This is a genomic window from Streptococcus sp. 1004_SSPC (assembly GCF_001069025.1).
Taxonomy (GTDB): Bacteria; Bacillota; Bacilli; order Lactobacillales; family Streptococcaceae; genus Streptococcus; species Streptococcus vestibularis.
In genome coordinates, this window is sequence record NZ_JWGQ01000119.1 from 1 (window position 1) to 6,528 (window position 6,528).

2 protein-coding genes are annotated in these 6,528 nt (G+C 38.4%); both read right to left on the reverse strand.

All coding sequences use genetic code 11. The annotated features are described in order from the left end of the window. Positions 1–5,985, reverse strand: a 5,985-nt coding sequence (locus ADF62_RS08530; RefSeq protein ID WP_048788600.1) for an Ig-like domain-containing protein, incomplete at its 3' end; no start/stop codon positions are given. A 392-nt stretch (positions 5,986–6,377) separates the two neighbouring features. Further along, a partial coding sequence (locus tag ADF62_RS10505) for an LPXTG cell wall anchor domain-containing protein (RefSeq protein ID WP_152901341.1) occupies positions 6,378–6,528 on the reverse strand: 151 nt, incomplete at its 5' end.

Consider the following 6,528-nt stretch of genomic DNA (forward strand, 5'->3'; position numbering starts at 1 on the left):
CTCATAAACGTGTTCGATGTCGCCATTTGGAAGTTTCTTAGTCTCTACGAAACGGTAACCTGGAATATCTTTCTTAGGAGTTGTACCTTCCTCAGTAGTTGTTCCTGGAATTACATTACCATCTTTATCTTTATGAGTTGTTGTAACTTTTTCATAGATGTGTTTTGTATTTCCTTTTTCGTCTACTTCAGTCTTAATAATCTTGTATCCTGGGATATCTTTAGTTGGTTTAGTTCCATCTTCTGTTGGCGAAAGTGGGTTACCATCTTTATCAACGAATGAGGTATCAGGACGAACTGTAGGAGTGTAAGTAGCTGTGACTGGTGTTCCATTCTTATCTATACGTTTAACGGTTACACCTGATGCTTTACCTACGAAGTCAGGTTCTGGTGTGAAGGTTACTTTACCGTTCTCATCGATTGTGTATGTTCCTTCTCCTGGTACTTTCTTCTCAGTTGTGCCATCGTCAAATGTTGGTTTAACAGTTTCGTCGATTTCTACTGGTACTTCTTTACCGTTGATTGTTACTTTGCCACCTTCAAATGTTGGTGTTCCTGATTGAGGTTGTCCTTTAGGACCTTCTGATTCAGAATCTTTTGAAGTTGGTGTTACTGGAACGACTACTGGAGTGTACTTAGCTGTGATTGGTGTGCCGTTCTTATCCACACGTTTAACTGTTACTCCTGTCGCTTGACCAGTGAATGTTTTCTCTGGTGTGAATGTTACTGTACCATTCTCATCGATAGTGTATGTTCCTTCACCTGGGACTTGCTTCTCAGTTGTGCCATCGTCAAATGTTGGTTTAACAGTTTCGTCGATTTCTACAGTTTTTTCTTCACCGTTAACTGTTACTTTGCCACCTTCAAATGTTGGTGTTCCTGATTGAGTAGCACCTTGAACATTTGTAGTGATAACATCTGAACTTGTTGGTGTAGCTGGTTTTACAACTGGTGTGTAAGTAGCTTTAACTGGTGTGCCGTTCTTATCTTCGCGTTGAACTGTGACACCTGTTCCTTTACCTGTGAAGTTCTTTTCTGGTGTGAATGTAACTGTTCCATCTGGAGCTACTGTGTATGTTCCTTCGCCTTCGATAGTTACTGAATCTACTGGATCTCCTGTTTTCGGATCTACCAATTTAGCTGGTTTATCTTCGTTGATTTCTACAGTTTTTTCTTCACCGTTAACTGTTACTTTGCCACCTTCAAATGTTGGTTTACCTGTTTGAGTTGAACCTTGGATATCTTCTGTTACAGCGTCTGTTCCTGTTGGTGTTGCTTTCTTAACAACTGGTGTATACTTAGCTGTGACTGGTGTACCGTTTTTATCTTCACGTTGAACTGTGACACCTGTTCCTTTTCCTGTGAAGTTCTTCTCTGGTGTGAAGGTAACTGTTCCATCTGGAGCTACTGTGTATGTTCCTTCGCCTTCGATCGTTACTGAATCAACTGGATCTCCTGTTTTCGGATCTACCAATTTAGCTGGTTTATCTTCGTTGATTTCTACAGTTTTCTCTTTACCATCAATTGTTACTGTTCCACCCTTGAATTCAGGTTTACCTGTTTGAGTTGAACCTTGGATATCTTCAGTTACAGTATCTGTTCCTGTTGGAGTTACAGGTTTAACTTCTGGTGTGTAAGAAGCTTTAACCGGTGTGCCGTTCTTATCTTGACGAACGACTTCAACACCTTTGGCTACTCCTGTAAATTGTGGTTCTGGCTTGAAGGTTACTGTTCCGTCTGGAGCTACTGTATATGTTCCTTCGCCTTCTACAGTTACTGAATCAACTTGTTCTCCTGTTTTTGGATCCACCAATTTAGCTGGTTTATCTTCATCAATTTCAACAATCTTCTCTTCACCGTTAACCATAGCTGTTCCGCCTTGGAATACTGGTTTACCTGTTTGAGTTGCACCTTGAACATCGACAGATTTAGCTGGATCTGCTGTTGGTGTTACTCCTACGATTGTTGGTGTGTAGGTTGTCGAAACTTTAGTTCCGTTTTCGTCTTCTGCTTGTACGTTAACTGGTTGTACTTTACCTTTGTAAGCTTTGTTAGTTGGTGTGAATGTTACTTTGTTAGTAGCTGGGTCAATTGTGTATTCCCCTACTTTGTTTCCTTCTGGATCTAAAGCGTCTACTGGAGTACCAGGAACTACTGGGTTACCTGAAGCATCAAGAAGAACCGCTGAGTTAGCTTTGATTGGTACTGATTTTTTAACACCTTCTACTGTTGTTTCACCAGGTGCAAATGTTACAGTTCCATCTTGTACTTCACCTTGGATTCCTGAAGATTCCGCTGGTGTTGCTGTTGGTGTTACACCTACGATGTGTGGAGTGTAAGTAGTGTTTACTTTAGTTCCATTTTTATCTTCTGCTTGAACTTTAGCTGGAGTTACTTTACCAGTGTAAGTTTTGTCAGTTGGTGTGAATGTTACTTCACCTGTTGCTGGGTTTACGGTGTATTCCCCTACTTTGTTTCCTTTTTCATCTAATGCATCTACTGGACCATTTGCTTCTGTTCCATCTGGATTCAATAGTTTTACAGAGTTTTCTTTAATTGGTACTTCTGCATTTCCTGCTGTGAATGTTGGTGTTCCTTTTTGAGTTTCACCTTGTACTCCTGCAGAGTCTGCTGGTTTAGCTGTTGGTTCTACAGCTGTTACTGTTGGAGTGTATTTTGTAGTAGCTGTAGCTGTTACATCTTGTCCATCTTTATTTTGACCTACTGGTGCTGTTAATGTTACGTCAACACCTGTTGCAGTTCCTTTGAATGTTGGAAGTGGTTGGAATGTTACTTCACCTGTTGTTGGATTGATTGTGTAAGTTCCTTCTCCATCTACAGTTACAGAGTCAACTTTAGCTCCAGTTTTTGGATCTACTAATTTAGCTGGGTATGTAGCACTTGGTGTTACAGTTGCAGCATTATCAGTTCCTGCATCAGTTTTGAATGTTGGAGTTTTCTTCTGTGCTTTTCCTTGAACATCAGTTGATGTTTCAGGATCGGCAGTGATTTCTTTTGGAGTTACGTTTGGTACATAAACTGCGTCCATAGTTTTTGTAGTAGTTGTATGTGTACCATCATTGATGTTGACAAGACCGTGTTGATCTGTCAATGAAGTCCATCCAGTTGATTGACCATTAGCGTCTACCGCACGAAGTACGATACCATCAGCTTTACCTACGAAGTTAGCTTCTGGAGTAAATGTTACACCTGTATCAGTTACTTCATACGTACCTTGACCCTCTTTAGTGTAAGTTTTAGCTAAAGTTCCATCTGGTTTAACAATCATTACACCTTCAGTTTGCACTTTTTTAGTTGATGCTAAACTAATTGAATTACGTTGTTCAGTGTAATCGATTTTACCATAAGCATTGAATGTAGTTTTACCATTGTTAGAACCTAATTCAGATGCATCAGCTTCTACACGGTTAACAAATTCAATACCGATATTTTGTTTTTCACCTTGTTTACCAGTAGTTTCTTCATAGTCTCCACGTGGTGGGTGAGAAACTCGGATTTGGTTATCTTCAACTTCCCCAGAGTATGCAATTCCTGTAGCTTTTTCTACTTGATCTTCATCTTTTGCGATACGAACACGGAAGTTTACAACATCCTTACTAGTATCGATGACTTGGGTATTTGTAAATGTAAGTTCTACTTCTTGACCATTTCCAGTTACTGTAGCGATATTAGATTCTTCACCTTTATCAAATTTACCATTTCCGTTGAAATCAATAAATCCACGCACATAAGCTGGTGCAACAGTATCTGTGTATTTGTCATTACCATTTGCCGAAGCAATAACCTTAACTTTATAAGTATTGTCCGGAGCTTTAACTAATTGTACCTCTGGAAGACCCGTATCTTTATTTTGTTTAAAGTTATCTGGAGCAATAAGTTGATCTACACCTTCATCAGCATTATCTTTTGCATCATCTGAATCTACTCCAACTACACGAGTACCTGGCGCAGAGTCAATATCCGCTTTTACTTTACCTAAATATGGTTGTTGAATCTGTTTAATTGCTTTTGTGTCATAATCTATAGATTGTGTTCTTAAGTAGTGTTCAGCCATTCCATAAGATTCTGGAAGATCTCCAAAGTCAGAGAACTTGATACCAATCATAGAAGATTGTTGTCCAGAAGACATGATGTATAGTCCTACTTCTGTTACATTGGCAGTAGATAATATTGCTGTTCCTGATCCGTTTTGGTTTAGAGCACCTCCAAACACTTGAGATCCAAGACCTGCAGTAGCAGCATCAGGAGTAGCAAATTTTCCACCACTTAAGGCATTATAGAATTTTTCATCTTGCCATTTAAGGACAGCAGTTTTACCACCATTCATATCTTTAAATTGATCAAGTGGACGATAAGCATTTTTATTTGTTTTATATCCAACAATTGCAGCTAAGTCCCATGGTGTACCATCTGTTGTATAGATTTCAGACTCAAGCGGTCCGACGTCTTCCCCAGAAGTCATAACGATACCAGGTTTAACAGCTTTACCGTTATAAGTCGCTGTTACTTCAAATTTAACCCCAGCTGCTTGACCGTTTTTAGGTTGACCCGCAGGGTTAGTTCCTGCGATTGTTGTTTTAGCATTACCAGTTGTCAAACCAGAATTGGCAACGTGTGTCCACTGGTTCTGAGGATTCGCACCTAATCCTGTTGCACCATTTTCTGGATTGAATTTATTTTCTTTATCAGGTTGATAAGAACTTTCTAAATCAGTTCCAGCAACACGATTTTTGAATATTTCTGTTGATTCGAACGGTTTTAATTCTTTAACCTTCATAGTAACGATATAACCAGGAATCAATTCTTTTGTATAAGTAGAACCGATTTGAAGTTGGTTATTTGCGTTTAACCCTGTCCACGCATTTGTATCTCCAAAGTCTAACCATTGGATTTGGTCGTTTAAATCTTTAATTTCTTTTAGATTATCTTCTTTAGTTTTTACTTTGATATCTGATAGTGAAGAATATCCGTGATCTTCTAACCATTTTTTACCTGTTTCAGTACTTGCATCTTTAAGTGCTGTTGTTTGTGCATCTGCCAAGTTAACTGAAAACTTCCCGTCACGGCCAATTCCTGCATTTTTTAACTCATTGTAAACTGCAAGGATTGACTCGTTAAGGCGTTCCAATTGAGCATCTACTTGCTCTTTTGTCACACTCTTATCAGCTAGAAGAGTCTTAGTTTTAGCAATAACCTCTTTGTTTTTAGCGACTGCTTCTGTAACTGCTGCCTTGTTTTCTTCTTTGACATCAGCCTTAGCTAGTTCAGTCTCAGCCAATTTGTTAGTTACTTCAGCTTCTGATGATACTTGTGTTAGAGTTGTTTTTGCTACTGAAAGATCTTTTTCAGCTGGAGTAGCTTTCTTTTCAGCTTCAGCTTTTGCTACTTCTTCTTCAGACGCTTGTTTCTTGTCGAAACCAGCAGTATTCGACTCAGTTACAACTGTGCTCAACGCTGATACAGTTTCTGCTTGTGCATCTACATCTGCTTGGCTAGCGTCTCCCTTAGCTAGAGTTGCTTTAGCTGTTGCCAACACTTCCTTAGCTGAGTTTACTACTGTAGCATCTGCGTATTTAGCAGTTGAAAGTTTAGACTCCAAAGTAGCAATACTTGCTTCAAGGATAGCCTTGTTTACTTTTTTAGTATCTTCTACTTTAACTTCAGGTTTCACTTCTGTAGCTTTTTCAGTTTCTGGATTAACAGTCTCTGTATTCACAGTTTCTGGCTTCGCAGTCTCTACTGTTTCGGCTTTAGGCTCAGCCTTTTCCGTCTCTTTGTCACCTTGACTAGAAGCAGATGTTGTAATAGCTGTTTCAGCTGATTGTACTTCCGTCGCTGATACTACACCATTACCTAAGAACATTAAACCAGCTGCAATCGCTACTGATGCCGCTCCAAAGCTGTACTTACGAATACCGTAACGAATGTACTTCTCCGCTCGAAAATCTTGTTGTTTCCCTTGCATGCGAGTAACAACCTCCTTATAAATTATTTCACTTTTCAATGTACTTAGCACAAAAAAATCCGACATTTTTAACATTTAATATAACAATGTTTTTATGCCAAAATTATGCACTCCGATACGTCTCAATGATATCACACTTCCGTATTGTAAGCAAACTATTAAATTTAAAATTTAGACTATAATAAATAAATTTTATTTTTCAAAATTATTTATAGTAGTAAATATATTTTTGTTTTTAAGTATCTATCCTCTTTTTAGTAATATTAAAATAATTTTTACCATTTTATTAAATGTTAGCAAACCTATTTTCAGAAAACATTTGTGAATTTCAAAAAACCAATGATTTTTACATCATTGGTTTTCTGCTATATTCGTTTATCAGAAAGATTTAATTAATCTTCTTTCTTCTTGCGAGCTACAAGACCAAATCCACTCAATACTCCAAGAAGCCCAAGTGCTACTAGACTATTATTGTCTTCAGTACCTGTATTTGGCAACTCTTTTTGACCTTCAACATATTTTGGTGTTGCTGGTTGACTTGGT